General features: G+C 51.0%; 22 protein-coding genes and 3 tRNA genes. 8 read left to right on the top strand and 17 right to left on the bottom strand.

The window, feature by feature from the left end; translation table 11 throughout:
* Nucleotides 1-2: 2 nt before the first annotated feature.
* The 9 genes from yajC to thrS are packed head-to-tail and all read right to left on the bottom strand — an operon-like array spanning nt 3 to nt 7,126.
* Complete coding sequence (yajC, locus tag BLP47_RS05745; protein ID WP_157671536.1) at nt 3-299, bottom strand: preprotein translocase subunit YajC; 297 nt, start codon at nt 297-299, stop codon at nt 3-5.
* A gap of 58 nt (nt 300-357) precedes the next feature.
* Nucleotides 358-1,347, bottom strand: coding sequence for a Holliday junction branch migration DNA helicase RuvB (gene ruvB, locus BLP47_RS05740; protein WP_371325800.1), 990 nt, complete (start codon nt 1,345-1,347; stop codon nt 358-360).
* Nucleotides 1,322-1,894: a Holliday junction branch migration protein RuvA gene (ruvA, locus tag BLP47_RS05735; protein ID WP_091851361.1), complete on the bottom strand. Its 573-nt coding sequence runs from the start codon at nt 1,892-1,894 to the stop codon at nt 1,322-1,324. Before ruvA ends, ruvB begins: the two co-directional genes overlap by 26 nt.
* A gap of 4 nt (nt 1,895-1,898) precedes the next feature.
* On the bottom strand, nt 1,899-2,432 hold the full coding sequence (gene ruvC, locus BLP47_RS05730; protein WP_249883293.1) for a crossover junction endodeoxyribonuclease RuvC: 534 nt from the start codon (nt 2,430-2,432) through the stop codon (nt 1,899-1,901).
* Nucleotides 2,432-3,187, bottom strand: coding sequence for a YebC/PmpR family DNA-binding transcriptional regulator (locus BLP47_RS05725; protein ID WP_091851359.1), 756 nt, complete (start codon nt 3,185-3,187; stop codon nt 2,432-2,434). The genes ruvC and BLP47_RS05725 overlap by 1 nt, the downstream gene beginning before the upstream one ends.
* Before the next feature lie 12 nt (nt 3,188-3,199).
* Nucleotides 3,200-3,772, bottom strand: coding sequence for a pyridoxal 5'-phosphate synthase glutaminase subunit PdxT (gene pdxT / locus BLP47_RS05720; RefSeq protein WP_197672368.1), 573 nt, complete (start codon nt 3,770-3,772; stop codon nt 3,200-3,202).
* Entirely contained in the window at nt 3,773-4,663 is an 891-nt protein-coding gene (gene pdxS / locus BLP47_RS05715; protein WP_091851356.1) for a pyridoxal 5'-phosphate synthase lyase subunit PdxS, read from the bottom strand.
* 30 nt (nt 4,664-4,693) lie between these two features.
* Nucleotides 4,694-5,206 carry an HIT domain-containing protein gene (locus tag BLP47_RS05710; protein WP_249883429.1) on the bottom strand — a complete coding sequence of 171 codons (513 nt, stop codon included), beginning with the start codon at nt 5,204-5,206 and terminating at the stop codon, nt 4,694-4,696.
* Nucleotides 5,207-5,227: 21 nt separating this feature from the next.
* A complete protein-coding gene (thrS, locus tag BLP47_RS05705; protein WP_213083579.1) occupies nt 5,228-7,126 on the bottom strand; it encodes a threonine--tRNA ligase in 1,899 nt (632 codons plus the stop codon).
* 175 nt (nt 7,127-7,301) lie between these two features.
* Here thrS and BLP47_RS05700 point away from each other — a divergent pair, with 175 nt between their 5' ends.
* Together BLP47_RS05700 and mqo are read left to right on the top strand one after the other, a co-directional pair.
* On the top strand, nt 7,302-7,838 hold the full coding sequence (locus BLP47_RS05700; protein WP_091851351.1) for a VIT1/CCC1 transporter family protein: 537 nt from the start codon (nt 7,302-7,304) through the stop codon (nt 7,836-7,838).
* Nucleotides 7,839-7,857: 19 nt separating this feature from the next.
* The gene (gene mqo, locus BLP47_RS05695; protein WP_091851348.1) at nt 7,858-9,327 is read left to right on the top strand and encodes a malate dehydrogenase (quinone); all 1,470 of its coding nucleotides are present in this window, start codon (nt 7,858-7,860) and stop codon (nt 9,325-9,327) included.
* A 438-nt stretch (nt 9,328-9,765) separates the two neighbouring features.
* Here the strand turns inward: mqo and BLP47_RS05690 are convergent, their stop codons facing one another.
* From BLP47_RS05690 to BLP47_RS05665, 6 genes are all read right to left on the bottom strand, one after another.
* Nucleotides 9,766-11,007: an ABC transporter permease gene (locus BLP47_RS05690; RefSeq protein WP_091852993.1), complete on the bottom strand. Its 1,242-nt coding sequence runs from the start codon at nt 11,005-11,007 to the stop codon at nt 9,766-9,768.
* Nucleotide 11,008: 1 nt separating this feature from the next.
* Nucleotides 11,009-11,932, bottom strand: coding sequence for an ABC transporter ATP-binding protein (locus tag BLP47_RS05685; protein ID WP_091851345.1), 924 nt, complete (start codon nt 11,930-11,932; stop codon nt 11,009-11,011).
* Nucleotides 11,933-12,178: 246 nt separating this feature from the next.
* Nucleotides 12,179-12,250 (bottom strand) — tRNA-Val (locus tag BLP47_RS05680).
* A gap of 15 nt (nt 12,251-12,265) precedes the next feature.
* Nucleotides 12,266-12,336, bottom strand: a tRNA-Cys gene (locus BLP47_RS05675).
* 15 nt (nt 12,337-12,351) lie between these two features.
* Nucleotides 12,352-12,423 (bottom strand) — tRNA-Gly (locus tag BLP47_RS05670).
* A gap of 158 nt (nt 12,424-12,581) precedes the next feature.
* Nucleotides 12,582-13,838 carry an ammonium transporter gene (locus BLP47_RS05665; RefSeq protein ID WP_091851342.1) on the bottom strand — a complete coding sequence of 419 codons (1,257 nt, stop codon included), beginning with the start codon at nt 13,836-13,838 and terminating at the stop codon, nt 12,582-12,584.
* 119 nt (nt 13,839-13,957) lie between these two features.
* Here BLP47_RS05665 and nhaA point away from each other — a divergent pair, with 119 nt between their 5' ends.
* Entirely contained in the window at nt 13,958-15,109 is a 1,152-nt protein-coding gene (gene nhaA / locus BLP47_RS05660; RefSeq protein ID WP_091851339.1) for a Na+/H+ antiporter NhaA, read from the top strand.
* Here the strand turns inward: nhaA and zapE are convergent.
* Nucleotides 15,106-16,101 carry a cell division protein ZapE gene (gene zapE / locus BLP47_RS05655; protein ID WP_249883291.1) on the bottom strand — a complete coding sequence of 332 codons (996 nt, stop codon included), beginning with the start codon at nt 16,099-16,101 and terminating at the stop codon, nt 15,106-15,108. The genes nhaA and zapE overlap by 4 nt on opposite strands.
* A gap of 50 nt (nt 16,102-16,151) precedes the next feature.
* Between zapE and BLP47_RS05650 the strand changes: the two genes are divergently transcribed.
* From BLP47_RS05650 to BLP47_RS05630, 5 genes are read left to right on the top strand one after another with little or no spacing between them, the layout of a single operon-like run.
* Nucleotides 16,152-17,027 carry a sulfurtransferase gene (locus tag BLP47_RS05650; protein WP_091851337.1) on the top strand — a complete coding sequence of 292 codons (876 nt, stop codon included), beginning with the start codon at nt 16,152-16,154 and terminating at the stop codon, nt 17,025-17,027.
* Complete coding sequence (locus tag BLP47_RS05645) at nt 17,024-17,452, top strand: SufE family protein (RefSeq protein ID WP_091851334.1); 429 nt, start codon at nt 17,024-17,026, stop codon at nt 17,450-17,452. Before BLP47_RS05650 ends, BLP47_RS05645 begins: the two co-directional genes overlap by 4 nt.
* On the top strand, nt 17,442-18,035 hold the full coding sequence (locus BLP47_RS05640; RefSeq protein ID WP_091851331.1) for a hypothetical protein: 594 nt from the start codon (nt 17,442-17,444) through the stop codon (nt 18,033-18,035). The genes BLP47_RS05645 and BLP47_RS05640 overlap by 11 nt, the downstream gene beginning before the upstream one ends.
* Before the next feature lie 35 nt (nt 18,036-18,070).
* The gene (locus BLP47_RS05635; RefSeq protein ID WP_157671534.1) at nt 18,071-18,631 is read left to right on the top strand and encodes a DUF3000 family protein; all 561 of its coding nucleotides are present in this window, start codon (nt 18,071-18,073) and stop codon (nt 18,629-18,631) included.
* Entirely contained in the window at nt 18,628-19,836 is a 1,209-nt protein-coding gene (locus BLP47_RS05630; protein ID WP_091851326.1) for an HRDC domain-containing protein, read from the top strand. Before BLP47_RS05635 ends, BLP47_RS05630 begins: the two co-directional genes overlap by 4 nt.
* Here BLP47_RS05630 and dxs read toward each other — a convergent pair.
* Nucleotides 19,778-21,721, bottom strand: coding sequence for a 1-deoxy-D-xylulose-5-phosphate synthase (gene dxs, locus BLP47_RS05625; RefSeq protein ID WP_091851323.1), 1,944 nt, complete (start codon nt 21,719-21,721; stop codon nt 19,778-19,780). The two genes, BLP47_RS05630 and dxs, sit on opposite strands and share 59 nt — an antisense overlap.
* Nucleotides 21,722-21,752 lie beyond the last annotated feature (31 nt).

The raw sequence follows: 21,752 nt of genomic DNA, 5'->3' as shown, positions 1-21,752 counted from the left end.
AATTAGTTCCCCTCAACCTTTGGATCGGTCTCTTCTTCTTCGATCTCTGGTTCGATCTCTTTTTCGATTGTGCGAACTGCTTGTTTAACAACTCTAAGTTTTGCTCCGGGGGTGGATTCAATTTCCAGCTCGGAGTCTTCGATCAGTGTGACGGTACCTTTAATGCCGGAATGCAGAATCACCTTGGCGCCAACTACTAGGGCTTCCACCAGGGCGTTGGCATCTTTCTTGCGCTTGCGATTTTGATTAATCAATAACAAAACCATGACCGCGAGCACGCCAATTAAAATTAGATCCATTTGCATTCCTTACCGAATTGGTACCCCGAAATTATAGGGGTTTCTAGCATTTCTCGCTTCAGGCTAGCCCTAAATGGGAAATCCCGAGCGCTGTTATCTCTCGACCTCTTGGGGTTCGTTGTAAATACCCCACCCTAATCAAATAGGGCTCGATTACCGCCTCAATGGTGTCCGGCTCCTCGCCGATAGCAACCGCAAGGGTAGAAAGACCAACCGGCTTAGCAGCGAACTTGGTCGCTAATAAGCTGAGAATCTGCCTGTCTACTCGGTCTAAGCCCTGATCATCAATCTCAAACAGCTCCATCGCCTTGAAAACAGAGTTCTGATCAATCTGTCCCTTGGAGTGCACGGCCACATAGTCCCTAACTCTGCGAAGCAATCGGTTGGCAATTCTGGGCGTGCCTCGCGCGCGCCTCGCTATCAGTCTTGCGGACTCCTCTGGCATAGAGATTCCAAGCCGGGCTGCGCTTCTCAGAACCACAGTTTCGAGGTCACTGGGTTCGTAATATTCCAAGAATGCGGTAAATCCGAAGCGGTCTCTAAGTGGTGTTGGTAACATCCCGCTTCTGGTTGTGGCCCCGACAAGAGTGAACGGCGCGATCTCCAAAGAGATAGAGGCAGCTCCGGGCCCTTTGCCAACCATCACATCGACCCTGAAGTCCTCCATCGCCAGATAAAGCATCTCCTCCGAGCTGCGCGACATCCGGTGTATTTCGTCTATGAATAAAACATCGCCGGGTTCCAGCGCGGAGAGAATTGAAGCTAAATCCCCACTCGACTGGATAGCGGGGCCACTGGTTAGTTTTAGTGCTCTGCCAGATTCGTGAGCCACGATCATCGCAAGAGTTGTTTTTCCCAGGCCGGGCGGACCCGCAAGCAGCACGTGATCAGGGGTTCTATTACCCATTTTTGCGGCGGTGATTATCAAAGAAAGCTGATCCACCACACGCTGCTGACCAACAAATTCACTTAGCGAAGCGGGCCTTAGGGCCTGTTCAATCTCCCGCTCTTCGGTGGATAGTTCACTCACTGCCAACCAGCTTTCCAGCCCCAAGAATGACCAATGCTTGTTTTAGAAGCTGGGACTCGCCAAGACCTTCGGGGAGCTGTGCCAAGGCTGCGCGAGCCTTAGAATCATCTGTTCCAAGCTGCAGCAAGGCCTGAAGTACCTTGTCATTCACTGGCGAAATAGAACTGAGACCAACCTTGCCCGCAAGCGAAATAAGAATCAACTTCGCAGTCTTTGGCCCGATTCCACTAACAGAGCGAAACACTGCCTCGTCATTATTATTAACGGCACTGCGTAGCTTGTTTTCAGACAGGCCAGCCAGCACGGTCATCGCAAGTTTCGGACCTATTCCATTTACCGAGCAAAGTAGATCGAACAGCTCGCGCTGATTTGTAGATTCAAAGCCAAAAAGTGAAAGGTCATCTTCTCTAACAATCAATTTCGTGTGCAGAAAAACTTCTTGCTGGTTCCGAAGGGTAAGGGCGTGGCGGGGGGTAAGTGCCACTCTTAGCCCGATTCCTCCAACGCTGATTACGGCATTATCAGTCCCTAATTCAAGGATCTTGCCGCTCAAAGATGAAATCACGTTGCTACCCTAACTTGCGGTTTGCGGCTTTAGCGGCTTTGACCCAGGCGCTTTGTGCAGGAGTTCCAACGCCGATTCCCTTTTTGGATGCCGTCAGGGCTACCGCCAGGGCATCAGCAACGTCTGCCGGTTGAGGTAGCTCCTTGAGCTTGAGTATTCGCTGAACCATCATTCCGACTTGTTCTTTGGTGGCCCTGCCGTTTCCTGTGACAGCGGCTTTCACTTCACTCGGGGTGAAGAACTGAAGTGGAATATCTCGTGAGTAAGCAATCGCCATCAGCGCGCCAGAGATTTGAGCCACCCCCATAACGCTTCTGAGGTTCGCTTGAGCGAAAACTCTTTCCAATGCAATGAGGTTCGGTTTGTGTTCGTCTATTAATTGCTCAAGTTCATGGGAAATTTGCCCGACTCGATCTCTTGGCTCCTGGGCCGGCTTTGTTTGAAACATTCCAAAGCCAATCGCAGTTTGATCCTCAGTCCTTAGGAGTCCGAAGCCACAGCGCGTCAGCCCCGGATCAACTCCAAGAATCAGAGGCACTATCCCCTGGCTTCCAGCTCAGCCAGGGCGGCTGGCGATACATCCATGTTGGAATAGACATTCTGAACATCATCGAGCTCTTCCAGGGCTTCTATGAGTTTGATTACTTTTTCGGCAGTATCGGCATCTGATTGGATTCTTATTGCCGAAATGAACTCAACATCGGCTGATTCATATTCCAAACCAGCTTTTTGAAGTGACTCTCGGGCTTGGACCATCGAGCTTGGATCGCAAGTCAAGATGAAAGATTCGCCATTTGATTCAATGTCTTCAAGCTCGTGCTCGAGGGTTGCTTCCAAGATCGCGTCCTCGGAGCTTGTGCCGGCAACCAGAATGACGCCCTTGCGAGCGAATTGATAGCTCACCGAACCGGGGTCTGCCATTGAACCGTGATTTCGATTCATGGCGAGCCTGACCTCAGCGGCCGCGCGATTTTTATTGTCGGTCAGGCACTCGATCAATAGTGCGATTCCATTTGGGCCGTAGCCTTCGTAGAGAATGTTCAGATAGTGAACGCCATCCCCGAGTTCTCCGGATCCACGCTTTACCGCGCGTTCGATGTTATCAAGCGGCAGGGATGCTTTACGGGCCTTATAAACTGCGTCGTAGAGGGTTGGATTCCCCTCCAGATCCGAACCACCCATGCGTGCGGCCACTTCAATATTCTTGATTAGCTTTGCAAATAGCTTGGCACGCTTGGCATCAATCGCCGCTTTTTTGTGTTTGGTGGTTGCCCACTTTGAGTGTCCTGACATAGTTTTACTAAATTACCGCTCTTTATGCTTTTTTACAGCATCTATGAACAAGCTGTGGAGTATTGGATTTTTTGTAATCTCAGGGTGAAAGCTCGCCCCAAATATATTGCGATACTTTACGGCCACTGGCTCGCCATTTAGTGTCGCAATCACCTCGGTTTTTTTGGTATCAAGAATTTTGGGAGCTCGAATAAAGGCGACATCTGCTTTTTGACCAGCTATTTCGATTTGCGCTTCGAATGAGTAACTCTGACCGCCGTAGGCATTTCTGCTTGTCCTAATCGGCAGGCCACCCAAAAACTCTTGGCCCGGTATCGCACCCTCGACTTCTTCTGACAGCATTATGAGACCAGCACAAGTGCCAAGTGTCGGTTTGGCTTTCACGAAATCCCTGAGCGGCTCAATCAAGCCGAAGGACTTAGCCAAGTTAGACATCGCGGTTGACTCTCCACCGGGGATTATCAGCCCATCGATATTTAGAAGCTCCGCTGCGGTCCTTACCTTTTTAGCCTTGACACTCAAAGATTCGAGCATCGCTTCATGCTCTCGATAATCTCCCTGAAGGCCCAGGACTCCGATCAGCAATTACCAGCCGCGCTCCGATAGACGGTGCGGTGCCGGAAGATCGCTTACGTTGATTCCAACCATCGCCTCTCCCAATCCGCGAGAAGCATCTGCTACGACTTTGGGGTCATCAAAAAATGTAGTTGCCTTCACGATAGCTATTGCGCGAGCAATCGGGTCCCCCGACTTAAAAACACCCGAGCCAACAAAGACGCCATCTGCACCAAGTTGCATCATCATCGCTGCATCCGCAGGAGTTGCAATGCCTCCTGCCACAAACATCACAACCGGAAGTTTTCCAGTCTGAGCAACTTCTTTGACTAGTGAATACGGGGCCTGCAATTCCTTTGCAGCCACGTAAAGCTCCTCGGGTGACTTGGACGCCAAAGAGCGGATCTCGCCGAAGATGGTGCGGATGTGCTTTGTGGCTTCCGAAACATCTCCCGTGCCAGCCTCACCCTTAGAGCGAATCATCGCTGCGCCTTCGGTGATTCTGCGAAGGGCCTCCCCGAGGTTGCTAGCGCCGCAAACGAATGGAATGTTGAAATCCCACTTATCAATGTGGTTGACATAGTCGGCAGGAGAAAGCACTTCGGATTCGTCGATGTAATCAACCTCTAAGGACTGCAGTATCTGCGCTTCAACAAAGTGGCCGATTCGAGTCTTAGCCATTACTGGGATAGAGACTTCTGCCATGATCTGCTCGATCAAGTCCGGATCGCTCATGCGAGCTACCCCGCCTTGGGATCGAATGTCCGCGGGGACTCTCTCGAGAGCCATTACCGCTACAGCGCCGGCATCCTCTGCAATTCTGGCCTGTGCTGCGTTCACCACGTCCATAATTACACCGCCCTTTAGCATCTCTGCTAGACCGCGCTTGACTAAAGGAGTTGCATTCTCTTGCTGTGACATCTTGATCGTCCTAAATGTTGGATTTATAGCCTAAAGGTGTGTAACCCAATTTTGCTCAATTGTTTCCCTAACTTCACCAAGTAATTTTGGCATCGCTTTGGTCTGAGCAATGATTGGAAAAAAGTTGGAATCGTTTCGCCAGCGCGGCACTATGTGTTGGTGCAGGTGTGACGCTATGCCAGCTCCCGCCACCTCGCCTTGATTCATGCCTATGTTGAAGCCGTGAACCCCTGAAACTTCTTGTAGTGTGCGCATCCCCTGCTGCGTAAGTAGCCCAATTTCAGCTACTTCTTCCTGAGTGGCCTTGTCAAAAGTGTCAACGTGCCGATAAGGGCATACCAGCAGGTGGCCGGCATTGTATGGAAACATGTTTAGAAGCACGTAGCTGGTTTTCCCCTTGCGGACCACCAGGCCATCTTCAGGAGCTTTTTGAGGCGCCAAGCAAAAAGGACAATCTTCATCTTTGGGTTGCTGACCGTTTTGCAAATACACCATTCGATGCGGGGTCCAAAGTCTGGAAAAATTGTCCTGCATGCCCGACATGGACTCTAGAAATTCGCTCACCTAGACCTGCGTCTTTTGCTCAATGGCCTCAAGAATCAGTGTTTTAGCATCTTCAATTGAAATGTCATTTTCCTGTCGACCATCGCGGTAGCGGAAGCTGACGGTTCCGGCTTCAACATCCCTTGCTCCGGCAATCAGGATAAAAGGAACCCTTGAAAGGGTGTGGTCTCGGATCTTTTTTTGCATCCGGTTATCAGAGTGATCAACTTCAACTCGAACTCCTAAAGACTTAAGTTCATCGGCAAAGCCCTGAAGATAGTCCCCGAATTCATCGGCAATCGGAACACCAACCACTTGAACCGGCGCAAGCCATGGTGGGAAGTGCCCCGCGTAGTGCTCAGTTAGCACACCAAAGAATCTTTCGATTGAGCCAAACAATGCTCGATGAATCATGATCGGGCGATGCTTCTCGCCATCGGATCCGATGTAATCAAGATCGAATCGCTCGGGAAGATTAAAGTCCAGTTGAATCGTACTCATTTGCCAAGTTCGACCAATGGCGTCTTTGGCTTGGATTGAGATTTTAGGGCCATAGAAAGCAGCTCCTCCGGGGTCGGAGACCAACTCGAGTCCAGAATCTTTCGCAACTTTTGCCAAGGTGTTCGTGGCCGAATCCCAAACCTCATCGCTACCAACAAACTTTGGGTTCTCAGGGTCCCTGGTCGAAAGCTCTAAGTAAAAGTCATTCAACCCATAGTCACCAAGCAGCTCAAGCACGAACTTCAAAACGCTGGTGAGTTCTTGTTCTAATTGATCGGGGGTGACGAATAAGTGAGCATCATCCTGAGACATGCCTCGAACCCTTGTTAGGCCGTGCAGCACGCCTGATTTCTCGTATCGATAAACGGCCCCAAATTCAAACATCCTCAGGGGAAGCTCGCGATAACTCCGAGACCGTGAGCGAAAGATCAGAATGTGGAACGGGCAGTTCATTGGCTTTAGGTAGTAGTCCTGCCCCTGCTTTTTTAGCTTTCCCTCTTCGTCGAATTCTGCGTCAAGCTTCATTGGTGGGAACATGCCATCGGCATACCACTGCAGATGACCTGATATTTCAAACAGGTTGGACTTTGTGATGTGTGGCGTGTAAACAAACTCGTAGCCAGCCTCTTCGTGGCGCTTCCGGCTGTAATCCTCCATTACCTTGCGAATGACTCCACCCTTGGGGTGGAACACCGCAAGGCCCGAACCAATCTCTTCGGGAAAAGAAAATAGGTCTAGTTCAACGCCTAGCTTCCTATGGTCGCGCTTTTGAGCCTCTTCGATCCTTGAAAGATATTCATCATGATCCTCCTGCGTGGCCCAGGCTGTGCCGTAGATGCGCTGAAGTTGCTTGTTATTTTCATTTCCCCGCCAGTAAGCTGCCGCCGAGCGCAATATGGAAAATCCTTTGCCAATTTGCCTGGTGTTTGAAAGATGTGGCCCGCGACACAAGTCCAGCCACGCAACAGTGCCGTCCGGGTTGAGATTTTCGTAAACTGAAAGACCTCCGGCCCCAACCTCGGCCGCGGCCTCGCCAACATCGGTGGACTTTAGGCCAATAAGTTCGAGTTTATAAGGCTCACTCTTCATTAGCTCGCGAGCTTCTTGATCGGAGACTTCTCGGCGCACGAATCGCTGAGACTTGCCTACGAGTTCCTTCATGCGCTTTTGAATCTTCTTTAGATCCTCAGGCTTGAATGACTCGGCCACATCGAAGTCAAAGTAGAAGCCATCTTTGATGGGCGGCCCGATTCCCAATTTGGAATCTGGAAAGAGTTCTTGAACAGCCTGGGCCATGACGTGGGCGGCTGAATGACGAAGAATTGCCAGACCATCCTGGCTAGTGATGAGAACCCCTGAAATCGAATCCGATTCAATCAGTACGTGAGCCAAATCCCTGAGTTCATCATTGACTCGCATAGCAATAATTTGGCGATCTTCAAATAGATCAAAACCGGTTGCAGCTTCGGCCACGATAATTAGCTGGCCTTCTAGAAAGATTTGCAATTGGGCTCCTAACCCTCATAAGTCTAGTAATTCGGTTAGGCATGCCTTGCTAGCAATAGCAAAGTATCTGCTCTAATTTTCTTGAATTATGACCAAAACATCAGAACAAACCCTTGAGCTAAAGCTCAACTGGTTGAGAGCGGCAGTGCTGGGTGCTAACGACGGCGTGGTCTCGGTGGCCGGTGTCGTAATGGGAGTCGCTGGCGCAGGAGCCGACAACCTGGCTATTTTGGTAGCGGGAGTCGCAGCTCTAGTAGCGGGTGCTATTTCCATGGGTGGAGGCGAATACGTATCCGTAAGCGCGCAGCGCGACACTGAAATTGGTCATGGTCGCCCTCGAAGTGAAGTAACGGCCGCTCCCTGGTCTGCCGCAATTGCCTCACTGATTGCTTTTTTTCTGAGCGGTCTTATCCCTCTGATTGCCATCACCGGCCCGTGGGGGGAATTCAGGATTCTCGCCACGGTTTTGTCGGTATTTGTGGCCCTAGCAATAACTGGTTTTTGGGCTGCCAAGGTTGGCCAGGCATCGAAACGGGCATCTGTGATGAGAAACGTTACGGTAAGCATTCTGACGATGTCCATCGCCTATGGAATCGGTGCACTTCTTGGAGTGACAGTTCTCTAAACCTTGTTACCCTTATCAAGTGTCTGAGCTAGAAAACTACGATGTTGCGCTAATTGGTGGCGGAATCATGAGCGCCACTTTGGCTACCTTGATTAGAAAACTAAGCCCCAAAACTTCAGTGATTATTTTTGAACGCCTCGAAGATGTCGCTCTGGAAAGCTCTAACCCTTGGAACAACGCGGGCACCGGCCATGCGGCGCTGTGCGAACTGAACTACATGCCCGATAGCGCCGATGGCTCACTGCCCGATCCTTCAAAAGCCATCGCAATTAACGAACAATTTCAGGTCTCCAGACAATTCTGGGCTTCCCTGGTTCAAGAGAAAATTCTGGGCAAGCCGGACACTTTTATTCGCTCCGTGCCACACCTGACCTTTGTAAAGGGTGAAAAGGATGCCGATTACCTCAGGCGCAGACACCTCGCCCTCAAGGACCAGCCTCTGTTTCAAGGCATGGAATTCAGTCAGAGCGCCAAGGATTTGGCTAAATGGGTTCCCTTGATGGCCGATGGCCGTTCAAACGAGGTGTTCGCTATTACGAAGATTGACCAGGGTACCGATGTTGACTTTGGAGCCATAACGCAGCAACTAATTTCGTGGTTGGAAAAAAACGAGGTGCGTGTTGAGGTCAAGACTGAAGTAAAAGGTCTCTACCAGTTCGTCGATGGCGACTGGCAGCTCACCCTGGGGGGTTCGGATTGGACCCGGATGGTGAGGGCTAAAAAAGTTTTTGTAGGGGCCGGTGGTTACGCGCTCAAACTGTTGCAGTCCTCTAAAATTCCGCAAATCAAGGGTTATGGAACCTTTCCGGTTTCCGGTCACTTTCTCAGGACAAATAATCCAGAACTGGTTGCAAAACATCAGGCCAAGGTCTATTCACAGGCAGCAGTTGGCGCTCCCCCAATGTCGGTTCCGCACCTTGACACACGAGTAGTGGATGGTAAGGCTTCGCTTTTGTTTGGCCCGTTCGCAGGGATAAATCCCAAATTTCTCAAACGGGGCTCTATTTTGGATTTGCCGCTATCGATCAGGATTGCCAACATTGTTCCCTATTTGAGCGTTGCATTGAAGAATTTCCCACTGGTCACCTACCTCGTGAAGGAAATCTTGAAGTCTCGAAAGCAAAAACTTGAGAGCCTCAGAGAATTTGTTCCAGAGGCAAAGGACCAAGATTGGTTCCTCTACGAAGCTGGTCAAAGGGCTCAGGTAATAAAGCCCGGAGTGGGCGGCGGCTCGCTGCAGTTTGGCACGGAACTGATAGCCAGTGAGGATGGAACTATTGCAGGGCTACTGGGGGCTTCCCCTGGGGCGTCAGTCGCGGTGAGCGTAATGCTTGAGGTTTTGGAAAAGTTCTACCCGTCGGAATTTGACGACTGGAATCAGGAAATCAAAAAGATGATCCCGAGCTACGGTGTGAAGTTAAATGATGATGCCGCGTTGGCCAAAAAGACGCTTGCCGCAAGCGCTAAAACCCTTGGGCTGGTTGCTTAGAGCAAATACTATGAATTTCCGGTCCGGTGCGTTGTCAGACCCCCAGGCATTTAGAGATGTTTTACATCGTATAAAAAACCGATCTAGGCAGTGGCTTCTGACGTCAACTCCCTATGGGTCAGATCAGGATTGTGACTAAACAGGGCCTGCTTCAGAGAATCGCAAGAAGAAATCCTCGGAATTGAGTCTACGAATTCTCAATAGCCCCGCAGCAATGAATCCCCAGCCTCCCAAAGAATTTTTACCTAGTTAAAAGGCAGCAATAATCTTTCGGCATTTGCATGGTTCAATCTTTAGTTGACGGAAGTGTCCGCTTTTCCCAAAGTATTGAATAATTCCGCTAGAAGCTCTTGCACAAATAGGAATGGGTATACCTTAATTCGGCCGAGCTTGCTGGCCTGAGGTGCTGACCGGGCCCAGATACACACTAGCGTCGAGCTAGCGTCGAGCCGCCCTAATGACCTTAGGACTTGAGAAAACGGTCTTCAGGGAGACCCTGCTGTTGTATTGGATGGAACCGGTCCTGAATAAGCGTGCGGCTATCTGTAAAACGATTGCACTCAGCAGGAAGAGTCCGGTGATAATGATGGCTGCCTGCCAGCCAGCCAGAGATCCAAACGCATTGCGGATTATGGAGGTGATTGGCGCGGAGTAGGGAAAGTACGTGAAGATTTGCACGACTGGGTTTTGTGGGTCTGAAATAACCAAATTGACTGTGTACAGCGGCACTACCATCAGCGCGATAAGAGCACCAAAGATATTTCCAGCATCCTTGGCGGTGGGCATCACCGCTCCGATGGCCACCGTGGTACCGGTAAATAACGCGAAGCCACCGATAGCCAAAAGCGCGCCCACGACCATCTGAGCAGGGTCGAAGACAAAATTTGACAGGTCGATGTTTGGGAGATTGATTGCGGACCCAAAGAGCAGGAATCCAACCAAAACGGGCAACAGGAAGACCAGCGCTTGAACAAAAGCGACAATGAAAAGTGAAATTATTTTTCCGCTGATCAACGCGTTGGGATTCAGTGTCGTGAGAATCATCTCAGTGACCCGGTTTTCCTTCTCCTCTAGCGTGCTAGTGAGCATTTGATTTGCGAGCAAAGTGAAGATCAAAAAGAACATGACCAAGAATATCAGCGGCGGTAGGACGCCAAAGAGACCTGTCGTCTCTTCCCCTTCGCTATAAGTGGTCGATGACACGGGCAAGTTTCCCTGCGCCAGACTTGTAAGCGTCGGGTTCCCAATCTGATTACGAACGCTCTGAATCAGAACCTGGGTAGCGATCTCACCGTATTGCGCGTTCTCGAAGAGCCCCCTATCCAATCCATACACCTCAATGGGTGTTGTTGTCGGATCTGCCGGGTAAATAAAATGAGCGGCTTGCTGTCCTGCTCTCACCGCTGCGATTGCTTTGGCATCGTCCTGAGTGACTACCCCGTCAAATGCCGCTGCGATGGCAGGATCAATAAATCCAGAAGCGTCGGTATAGGTATAGGGCAACTCAGCGTCGGATTGATTACCGAAGTTGTTGGATGCCACACTATTGCCCAGTATCACCAATGCCAAAACTATGCCGATGGCAATTGGCAGCAAAAGCGTAATGAACCAAAAGCGTTTCTTACTCAGTGCTCGACGAACTTCAAAACCAATGACCTTGCGCAGGTTGTGCTGACTCATCTCAGGCATCTTCCGAATCGTTTTGAGCTCCGTAGATTTTGACGAAGATTTCATCCAGAGAAAGCTTGCTGGGGGTAAAACTGCGAACAAGAACCCCAGCGTTCACTAGTTCTCGAAGTATCTCTCCTTCGCCAGTTGCACCGGTGAGGGTGAGCTCTGCGTAATTGCGGTCCATGGTCGTAATTTTGTAATGCGGCGAAGTTGGTATGTCACCCGAATAGTGGATTCTGATCATTGTCTCGCCATATTGGCTTTGAACCTCGGGAACGGTTCCGTAGGCTTTTGCCCGACCATCTTTCAGAAGGATAATTCTGTCGCACAGGCGCTCGACTTCTTCCATCTGGTGGGTAACCATCAAAACTGTCGAACCGGCCAGTTTCCGTTCGTCAATGATGTCCATTAAAAGACGGCGATTCACCGGGTCAAATCCTTTGGTTGGCTCGTCCAAAATTAGTAATTCTGGGTCGTTCATTATGGTGACCCCAAGCTGCACCTTCTGCTGCTGGCCGCCGGAAAGCTTATCGACTCGCGCTTTACCCTTGTCTGCTAGGCCCACGCGTTCTAGGTAATTCATCGACCAGTTGGCGGCGGCTTTTCTGCTTAGACCTTTCAATTCTCCAAAATAGGTCATGACAGTCAAAACCGATTCCTTTTTGTACAGGCCCCGCTCCTCAGGAAGGTATCCCAAACGACTACCGTCCTTGGGAGTGAAAGGCCGACCATCAATGTGCAGGGTTCCGCTGTCGGCTGTTAATATTCCAAGAAGGGCCCGAAGAGTTGTCGTTTTGCCCGAACCGTTTGAACCAAGAAACCCGAAGGTCTCGCCCCGCTGCACGTCGAAGGAGAGGTCTTCAATGACGGTCACCCCTGAGAATCTCATCTTGAAATGATCGATGTGAACCAGAGGGTCTTGTGGTGATGTCATTGTGTGAATCCTAACCACGGGGTCACTGGTTCACAAAACGTTCCCCGTGCAGCCGGGTTGTATTCGCAACCCAGAAAGCTCAAGAGAAATTGGGGCTGCAGGCTGAATGAATAATTAGAAAAGCTTAAATTACTCAGACATTTCCTGCTGGCAGTTTGAGCTAACTCACGGATGAACTAACTGGGGTTGGCCAGGTACGAAAGCTGACTCAGGTGAATCACGCCTCGCTTTGGGCGGATAAATCGGTGGGCGATACTGGGTTCGAACCAGCGACCTCTTCCGTGTCAGGGAAGCGCGCTACCACTGCGCCAATCGCCCAATCTGTGGTACTAGAGGTAGAGACGGGATTCGAACCCGTGTACGCGGCTTTGCAGGCCGCTGCCTCGCCTCTCGGCCACTCCACCACTTTTTGTCCTCAGAGCGGATGACGAGATTCGAACTCGCGACCCCAACCTTGGCAAGGTTGTGCGCTACCACTGCGCCACATCCGCATGCTCTTTATAAGAGAACTAGAGAATTATGGCATACAAATACAAACATTGTGTCAAAGAGCGAAACACTTGGAGAAAAGCGTTTATTTCCAACCCGGTGTTCAAAAAAAGACCACCCTCCGGAAGGATTCTTCCAGTGGGTGGTCTGTTTTTGGTATTTAGGCCTTATCGCTGCCAAAGCTGTATGCCAGCTCGCCGTGAACCGCGGTATCGATGCCCGCCAACTCATCCTCGTGCTTGACTCTGAAGCCAATAGTCTTTTCGATAGCAAAGCCAATCGCTAGAGCCATTACGAAGCTGTAAATCAGAACGGCAACCGAACCAACCAACTGGAACCAAAGCTGTTCGAATCCGAATCCAAATAGGAAACCGACTCCATTTCCAAAGACTCCAATTGACAGGGTTCCGATCATGCCTCCAACCAGGTGTATGCCGACTACGTCGAGCGAGTCATCAAAACCGAGTCGAAATTTGAGATCGATTGCCAGGGCACACACGGCGCCGGTCACTAGACCTAGGACAATTGCCCAGATTGGATCAATCGATGCGCAGGCAGGTGTGATGGCAACTAAGCCCGCAACCACCCCCGAAGCGGCTCCAATGCTTGTGCCTTTTCCGTGTCGCATTGTCTCAACTGCGATCCAACCGAGCATCGCGGCTGCCGGTGCTGCGATGGTGTTGATGAATGCAAGAGCAGCAACCCCATCTGCTGCTAGCTGACTCCCGGCGTTGAAACCGAACCAGCCGAACCACAATAGCGACGCACCAATAAGGGTCAGTGGGACGTTGTGGGGCTGCATGATTCCCTTTGAGAACCCGAAACGCTTGCCCAGGACTATCGCCAGAGCAAGACCTGCAGCCCCGGCATTAATGTGTACGGCTGTTCCACCTGCAAAGTCGATTGCGCCGAGCTTATCGACTATCCAGCCTCCCTCGCCGGAGTCAATGAAGTTGAAAACCCAGCCCGCAACTGGAAAGTAAACCAGGGTTGCCCAAAAACCAGCGAAAAGCATCCAAGCGCCAAACTTGGCCCTGTCCGCGATCGCACCGGAAATCAGAGCCACAGTCAAAATAGCGAAGGTCGCTTGAAATGCCACGAAGGCCATCTCTGGGAAAGCGCCAGAAGGATTTGCTGCGTCAGCAACTTGGGCCGCTAGTCCAATCGCGTTGGTGTCAATGCCGATGAGGTGAGGAATGCCAATCCAGCCCGCATCGTCGATGTCTGCGAAGGTAATTGCGTAGCCGTAAAGCACCCAGAGCACCGCCACTAATGCCAGGGAGCCAAAACTCAGCATCATCATGCTCACAACGCTTTTTGACTTCACCAGGCCGCCATAAAAAAAGGCGAGTCCGGGTGTCATCAGCAGCACAAATGCCGCTGAAAAGAGCACGAATGCCGTGTTTCCTTGATCCATCGAGGATTCCTCTCATAGAGTTGAAGCAACCCTTGATGGGTTGATGCCGTCAGTTAACTTGATTGATGTTTCGATTGACTGCCTAGATTTGTTTCCAGAATGTAAAAAGATAAGAATCCATGAAAAGCGAAAGATCTGCCGCAATTGCCCTTATGGCGGCCGCCATAATTGGCTTAATAGTTGCAAACAGCCCCTTGGGGCCAGGCTTATTCGCTGCCAAAGACTTTGACTTGAGCATAGATTTTTTGAACCTCAACCTGAGTCTGGAGATGTTAGTAAGTGATTTATTTCTCGCCGTTTTCTTTTTGGTGGCAGGTCTAGAACTCAAATACGAGCTCACATCCGGCATGCTTTCCAAAGCATCCACCGCTTTCGTTCCAGTTCTAGCTGGGATTGGCGGCATAGCTGTGCCGGCCTCGGTTTACTTGGTCTTTAATTCCAGTGGGGACTACGTAAATGGCTGGCCAATTCCCACTGCGACCGACATCGCATTCGCACTCGGGGTCCTGGCCATATTTGGTCGCGGGCTACCACGGTCCGCAAGGATATTCCTGCTAGCTCTCGCAATCTTTGATGACCTGGTTGCGATCTCAATCATCGCAATATTTTTCACTGAAGATGCTCAGCCGTTTTGGCTCTTGGCCACCGCGGCTATCGCAGCCGCGCACATTTATGCAGAGCGCAAAAATAAACTGCCTATTAACCTGCTCAGAACCGTAACCTTCATATTGCTCTGGTACACGGTTTTCCAATCCGGTATTCACGCCACGGTTGCCGGAGTGATTCTTGGTCTAATAATTCCGAGCAAGAAGACCCATGCGCTGACGAAGAAGCTTCAGCCGTGGACAAGCACCGTTGTACTTCCATTATTTGCCTTCTTCTCGGTGGGCATCTTGCTTCCAAAATTCGAAGGCGACACCTCTTCGGTATTCCTGGGCATAATGATTGCCTTGCCACTTGGCAAGATGGTGGGCATCACGGCCTTTGGCGTTCTGGGAAATGCGATAGCTAGAAAGGAAGCCAAGCTCGATTTGGAACCTCTTGATTTCATGGCCATCTCCCTATTGGCTGGAGTCGGTTTCACGGTTTCGCTTTTGATGACAAAACTCGCTTTCAAGGGAAACGAAGAGCTGATTTCGGAAGGCACCCTGGGCGTTGTGCTTGGGTCTTTAATTGCCATGACTCTCGGTGCGGCACTTTCGCAATACCGCGGCCGATATCACATGCGCAAGCGCAGGCTTGAGAAACAAGCTCAGCAAGACAAGTCTTAGAGTTCGCTCAGCGCCCCAATTCGAGAAATTGCTCTTAGATATTTTTTCCGGTAACCACCAAGCTTCATTGTTTCCGAGAAGACCATGGTGACCGGAACCTTCCCCGAGGTTCGCAAGGGCACCTTTGCCTCGTAAAGTCGATCAATAAAGCCAACAAACCTCAGTGCTTGAGCTTGGTCCTCGAGTTGATGAAAATCTGTTATTCCTACTCCGGTGGCCCTAGAGACCAAAGCCCGATACTTTGTCGGGTGAAGTGCCGCGAGATGCTTGAGCAAATCTTCAAAAGAGTCTGAGTAACCATTATCTTGCTGCAACACCCAGCCCTGAAGGCCCGCTTCGCTCATTGATTCGACATGAGTATCCGAATCTCGATGGCGATAGTCATCGCCATCAATTGAGACCATTTGAAAGCGCTCCCCAAGGCCTTGAATCTCTCGTTTGAAATCTGAAGCCGCAAAGCGCCCCTCGCCCAGGGCGTTGGGCGGAGTGTTTGAGGTTGCGGCAAACCGAACCCCTTTTTGACTGAGTTCTTTTAGCAATCGCGACATGATCATCGTGTCGCCCGGATCATCTAGCTCGAACTCGTCGATGCAGATTAGTTTGTACTCGCCCAGTTGACTTAGTGCTTGCTGGAACCCCAGATACCCAACCAGCGAGGTGTAATCCAAAAATGAACCGAAGGCCCTCCTACCGCTGAAGCCATGCCATATTGAAGCCAGGAGGTGGGTCTTGCCGACTCCAAAGCCGCCGTCTAGATAAATTCCCGGATTAGTCTCTGGTGCTTTGCGCTTAGGTCTTGAAGGAGCCACAAACTGAATCGCGAGTTCAAGGGCTGTAGCCTGGCTCGGGAAATTTTGGTCCGGAATGTAGTTATCAAACCTTGAGGTTTCAAACTCTCTGGGAGGCATTAGTCCGCGCATGAGCTCTATGGTCGAAATTTCTGGGAGAATGGAGGTGAGGGAATCGCCTCGAAGCGAACTTGGTTCAGACACTTGCCACCCTTTTTCTAATCGGACAATTCTAATTCAACGAATGGAGCACCATGAGCCAGAACGAGCGAATCGCCCAGTACGCCCACCCAGAGGTTGTTGTCACTGATAGCTGGCTATTTGAGAACCTTGCCAGCGTGAAGGTTGTGGAGTGTGATGAGGACATTTTGCTCTATGAAACTGGCCACATCCCGACCGCTGTGAAGCTCGATTGGCACACCGAATTGAATCACCCAGCTTCTCGTGACTACCTAGATGGCGAAGCTTTTGCGAAGCTCATGAACGAAAAAGGCATTTCCCGAGACGACACTGTCGTGCTTTACGGAGACAAGAGCAACTGGTGGGCAACCTATGCCTTTTGGGTCTTCAAGCTCTTTGGTCACCAGGACGTTCGCATGCTCGATGGCGGCAGGGCAAAGTGGATTTCGGCCGGACGCGAGCTAACCAAAGATGCTCCGGCTGCCTCATCCGGGCAATACCCGATTGTCGAGCGTGATGATTCAACTATCAGGGCTTTTAGGGAAGAAGTACTGGAGAAACTCGGTGCGCCGCTCATTGATGTTCGTTCCTTCCCGGAGTACACCGGAGAAAGACTGCACATGCCGGATTACCCCAACGAGGGCGCTTCTCGTGGCGGACACATCCCAACAGCCGCATCCATTCCCTGGTCAAAAGCTATCCAGGAGGATGAAACTTTCAGGACGCTAGCGGAGCTCGAAGAGATTTATTTCAAGAACACCGGCTTTGATCGAGACTCAGACTTCATCGCCTACTGCAGAATTGGTGAGCGCTCAAGTCACTCCTGGTTCGTTTTGAAGTACCTTCTGGGAGTGAAAAATGTAAAAAATTACGATGGCAGCTGGACCGAGTGGGGAAACCTTGTCGGTGTCCCAATTGCTGTGGGCGAGGAGCCAGGAGTCGCTAGATGATTGAGTCTGCTCGGCTAGTCACCGAAGACTTCAACCTAACTCCAGAACGAGAGCGACTTCAGCTCCTGCTCGAATTTAGCGAGGCGCTTCCTGAGCTTGCCGATCGTTTCGGTCAACACCCGGAGCTCATGGAGAGAGTTGAGGAGTGTCAGTCACCAGTGTTCATCGCCGTGGATGGCGACTCGAGCAAGGTAAACCTTCACTTTTCGGCGCCTAGGGAATCACCAACCACAAGGGGATTCGCATCAGTTCTTAGTTCTGCACTTAACGGGCAGAGCGCCGCCGATATTTTAGCCCTGAGCGATGATTTCCCATCAGAGCTGGGGCTAGACAAACTCATCTCACCGCTTCGGGTCAGGGGTATGCGGGGGATGCTTTATCGAATCAAGCGAAAAACGCGAGAGTTAATTCAGCTTGATAACTGACTCGCTTGGGACCTATGAGCAAAGCGAGTTGAGCTACTTGACCGCTCTCATCTCAGGCTTCAAAATCACGGGATCTTTGGTTGTCGACTCCTTTGGTAGCACGGTAAATGCTCTCGGGAATTCTCGCGGTATCGGAGGGGAACTTGACCTCAAGCTTCTAAAGTGCCTTCGCGGGCAATCACAAATCATTTACACATCGGGCAAGACCGCCCGCGCGGAGGGAACCATTAGGCCAAAGAAAAAAGATCTTGCGGTGTTGTCTCGCAAGCTTTCATCCGAGACCTATGGTGCTGGGCTCGGAAAAGTTCTGAACCTGAGTCCGCTTTCGGGGTCCGGCCTGGAAGCGAATTCGGTCTACCAAGGTCTCAGGATTCTCAAGGGCATGGAGTATCAAAGGATTCAATGCGAGTTTGGAGCAGCAGGAACTTTTGAACTATTGGAAGCAAATGCCCTGGATGTTCTAGTCATTAGTTGCGAGCAAGGTGATGGCGCAAATTTATTCGCAAGAGAAAATAACCTTGAAATTGCAGCGAAGCTAAGAGTAGCTGAGCTGACCATCCTAATGAGCACTGGGCGTGGCTAAGCCTTGATCAGGATGACTGCGAGTAAATTTCTAAAGTGGAGTTAGACCTAAGCGATCTCAGTGAACGTTTCTTAAGCGTGCTCGCACCGCTGGCAGCCGTAACGACTAGACCAGAAATAACTCTGACTCAAATCCCCTCACCACAGGGAATATCCCCGGAGGCCTTTGCGATTGCCGCCGAAATCGACCACCAAATTGCGAGCGATCATGGCGTGTCCAGATTGGTTTTCTGTCATGATCCTGCAGAGCCAGAGGGCTGGAACGGGCCTTTTCGAATGATTGGCTATGCCAAGAGCCCGATAGAACTTGACATGGCTCGAGACGAGTATCTTTCACAACTGCCGTGGGAGTGGCTCAGGGATTCGCTAGCTGGGCAAAATGCCAGTTTCAGCCACGAAGCTGGCACCACCACCACGGTCCTCTCAACAGGCCATGGGACCCTAATCTCCCAGCCGCAGCATGCCGAATTGGAAATTCGTGCGTCCTGGGCTCCTGGTGACCTTGATTTTCGACCGCACCTGCTGGGCTGGATAGAACTATTGGCATTGATTTCGGGCTTGCCACCGATCGAATCTAAAGTAACGAGAATTAGTTGAAGTTAGATAAACCGCGCTCCCCCGTTGTTGTAGTTGACAGCCACATTATTTTCGACGCATTTCTGGCCGAGCTGGAGAATAGCAATGATGCGATTGGACTCGACGCCGAACGCGCTTCGGGGTTCAAGTTTTCCAATCGAGCTTATTTGCTTCAAATTTCAATCTACCAAGGCAGCATTTATCTTCTTGACCCAATCGAGCTAGATCAACACGTGCCCGATTGGAACACTTTGCTTGCCAAGGCTATTCAGCAAAAGACCTGGTTGCTGCACGCTGCCACTCAAGACTTGCCGTGTCTCCAGGAGTTAGGGATTAGGCCGAGCAGTTTGATTGATACTGAGCTCGCGGCTCGCATCGCGGGTATGGAAAAGGTCGGTCTCGGCTCCTTATGCGCAGAGCTATTAGAACTTGAACTTGCTAAGGAACACAGTGCTTCCGATTGGTCACTGAGGCCCCTGAGCCCAGCGATGTTGGACTACGCGGCCCTAGATGTCGACGTGCTTCATGAGCTTTGGGAGAAAATCAAAGCCAGCCTCATCGAGCAGGGGAAACTCGAATGGGCAATACAAGACTTTAAGAACCTGCTGAGCTTCCAGCCAAAGGCCCCACTAGAAGAGCCCTGGCGTGGATTGCCTGGTTTATCCAAGATCAAGGACTTATCAAAGCTCAAGGTGGCCGCGAGCATTTGGCAAGCTCGCAATGCTATTGCCATCGAAAGAGACGTTGCGCCCGGTCGCCTGATTCCAGATCGTTCAGTGATGGCCGCGGTGACAGCCGTTCCCAAAAGCAAATCCGAGCTGGCGAATAATAAGGAATTCCAGGGCCGCGCCTCCAGATCACTTCTTGCCACCTGGTGGGAGGCAATTGAAAAGGCGCCAAAATTAGAAGTTGAACTTTTAGCCAGAGAAAAAGGGAATGGTATTCCCAGTCACCGCAGCTGGGAGAAGCGCTTTCCAGAGGCTCATGCGCGGCTAGAAATCATCCGCCCAATGATGTTGGAACAGGCCACCGAGCTGAAACTTCCGATTGAAAACCTTTTGACCCCTGACTACTTGCGAAGAGTGTGCTTTGAACCTCAAGAGAACATCGAGAGTCAGCTCAAAGATCTCGGCGCCAGGAAATGGCAAATTGAACTCGTTGCGAAGATTATTTCGGAAGGTCTTGAGAAAGCTCATCAAACGCCCGAGAATCCGGAAGCGGCTTAGCGTGTGGAACTTTAGCGCCTAATACCTGAGCCACGATGTCTCTCGCAATAGCTTGTGGTGTAAGACCAAGCCGCTCCAAGATTTCTTCTCGCTCGGCATGTTCCAAAAACTCAGCTGGAACCCCGACCTCATTCAAACCGGTGTCCACTTCATTAGCGCGAAGCTCCTGACGCAATCTGGTTCCAAAGCCGCCAACCCTGACGCCATCCTCCATGGTCACCACGAGCCTGTGGTCTCTTGATAGCTCAACCAAATCCTTGGAGACCGGGAGAATCCAGCGTGGATCCACTACGCTCGCGCCAATCCCCTGATTTGCCAAAAGTTCAGCGACTTTTAGAGCAGCCGGCACAAAAGAACCAACCGCCACAATCAAAACATCTTTAGCTGCTGACTCGTGCAGAACGTCCACACCGTCACTGGTGCGTCTAAGAGCGGCTATGTCTTTGGTCACTGACCCCTTAGGAAAGCGCACAACAGTTGGTGCGTCATTAATTTGAATCGCCTCACCGAGCTGTTCTCGCAGCGATGATTCGTCTCGCGGTGCCGAGATTCTTATGCCCGGCACAACTTGCAGTATCGATAGGTCCCAGACTCCGTGGTGTGAGGCGCCATCGGGCCCGGTAATCCCAGCGCGATCCAATACAAAAGTCACACCGGCCTTGTGAAGGGCAACATCCATCAAGAGTTGATCAAAGGCCCTGTTTAGAAAAGTTGAATAGATTGCCACCACTGGATGGAGTCCACCGTAGGCCATGCCAGCTGCTGCGGTAACGGCATGTTGCTCTGCTATACCAACATCGAAAACCCTAGCCGGGTACTTTTTGGCCATCTCATTTAAACCAACCGGTATCAGCATGGCACCGGTGATAGCTACCAACTTGTCATTGTGGTCCGCTAAGCGAACCATTTCCTGAGCGAAGACCTTAGTCCAAGAAAGTGAGTTCGAAGCCTTGAGCGGTTGCCCACTAATAATGTCGATCTGCCCGACAGCGTGGAACTGATCGGCCTCATCGCTAAGTGCCGGGTCGTAACCCTTACCTTTTTGAGTGATGGCGTGCACAATGACGGGCGCACCATATTTCTTAGCCTTAGACAGTGCTTCTTCCATCTCTTTTAGATTGTGCCCGTCAATTGGCCCAATGTATTGAATGTTGAGGTTGGGGAAGATTCCCTTTGAGCTGAGGTCTTGTGTTACGGCCTGCCCGGCCGCGTGAATCCCGGTAAAAATAGATCTACCCAGTGGTCCAAATGCCCCAAAGAATCTTTTGGACACTCGGTAGCCCTTGCGGTACCAAGGCTCAATGCGAATGGCATTCAGGGTCTTCGCAAGCCCACCAATCGTCGGGGCGTAGGATCGCCCGTTGTCGTTCACGATGATCACCAAATTGCGATCGTTGTCATCGGTGATGTTATTTAGTGCTTCCCAGGCCATCCCACCAGTAAGAGCGCCGTCGCCTATCACCGCAACAACATGACGGTCAGTCTGCCCAGTTGCGGTAAAAGCTCGAGAAATGCCGTCTGCCCATGACAATGATGAAGAAGCGTGCGAAGATTCCACGATGTCGTGCTCAGACTCTGAACGCTGTGGGTATCCGGCTAAACCGCCCTTTTGTCTTAGCCTTGAAAAATCCTGCCTACCGGTCAATAATTTATGGACATAGGACTGGTGCCCAGTATCGAAGACGATGGCATCTTTTGGTGAATTAAAAACTCGATGGATTGCGACTGTTGTCTCAACGACTCCAAGGTTAGGGCCAAGATGCCCTCCGGTCTTAGCCACGGATTCGATCAGGTAGTCGCGCAACTCTTTGCACAAGATAGCAAGCTCAGAGTCGCTCAGTGAGTCAAGGTCTCTGGGGCCTAAAATGCGTTCTAAGATGCTCATGATTTAGCCAACCAAACCCATCTAGCCGAGA

The organism is Candidatus Aquiluna sp. UB-MaderosW2red, from assembly GCF_900100865.1.
GTDB lineage: Bacteria > Actinomycetota > Actinomycetes > Actinomycetales > Microbacteriaceae > Aquiluna.
Note: the sequence above shows the minus strand (reverse complement) of the source record. Positions and strands in the feature narration are given on the sequence as shown.